We start from the raw sequence: 1,207 nt of genomic DNA on the forward strand, positions 1-1,207 counted from the left end.
GAAGTGCATCCGCAGCTTCGGTTATCCATTTGAGCCCCGTTACATCTTCCGCGCGGGCCGACTCGACTAGTGAGCTATTACGCTTTCTTTAAAGGATGGCTGCTTCTAAGCCAACCTCCTAGCTGTCTGGGCCTTCCCACATCGTTTCCCACTTAATGGATATTTGGGACCTTAGCTGGCGGTCTGGGTTGTTGCCCTCTCGACGACGGACGTTAGCACCCGCCGTCTGTCTGCCCTGATTGCACTCATTGGTATTCGGAGTTTGCATCGGGTTGGTAAGCCGGGATGGCCCCCTAGCCGAAACAGTGCTCTACCCCCAATGGTGAGACAGGACGCACTACCTAAATAGTTTTCGGGGAGAACCAGCTATCTCCGAGCTTGATTAGCCTTTCACTCCGACCCACAGCTCATCCCCTAACTTTTCAACGTTAGTGGGTTCGGTCCTCCAATTGATGTTACTCAATCTTCAACCTGGCCATGGGTAGATCGCTCGGTTTCGGGTCTATTGCCAGCGACTGGACGCCCTATTAAGACTCGGTTTCCCTACGGCTCCCCTAAACGGTTAACCTTGCCACTGACAATAAGTCGCTGACCCATTATACAAAAGGTACGCGGTCACAGAACAAGTCTGCTCCCACTGCTTGTATGCAGTCGGTTTCAGGGTCTATTTCACTCCCCTCACAGGGGTTCTTTTCGCCTTTCCCTCACGGTACTGGTTCACTATCGGTCAGCTGGGAGTATTTAGCCTTGGAGGATGGTCCCCCCATCTTCAGTCAAGATAACACGTGTCCCGACCTACTTGATATGTCCCACTTGTTGTTTCGTGTACGGGGCTATCACCCGCTATGGCGTGCTTTTCCAAACACTTCCACTGCAACAAATGAGATCGGCTAGTCCCCTTTCGCTCGCCGCTACTCAGGGAATCTCGGTTGATTTCTTTTCCTCCGGGTACTTAGATGTTTCAGTTCCCCGGGTTCGCCTCGCATACCTATGTATTCAGTATGCGATACCTGACTTGTGTCAGGTGGGTTTCCCCATTCGGACATCGTGGGATATAACGCTTGTTTGCCAGCTCCCCCACGCTTTTCGCAGGCTCCTACGTCCTTCATCGCCTCCAGCTGCCAAGGCATCCACCGGCTGCACTTAGTCGCTTGACCATATAATTCAAACGACTGCACGACTTACTACAATTTGATAGCGCAATGTC

General features: G+C 52.2%; 1 rRNA gene (cut by a window edge). It reads right to left on the reverse strand.

The features are described from left to right. Positions 1 to 1,157 (reverse strand): 23S ribosomal RNA (locus tag ACURWW_RS17060); it reaches 1,830 nt to the left of the window's first position. Between the last annotated feature and the right edge of the window lie 50 nt (positions 1,158 to 1,207).

The organism is Gilvimarinus sp. F26214L (assembly GCF_054401055.1).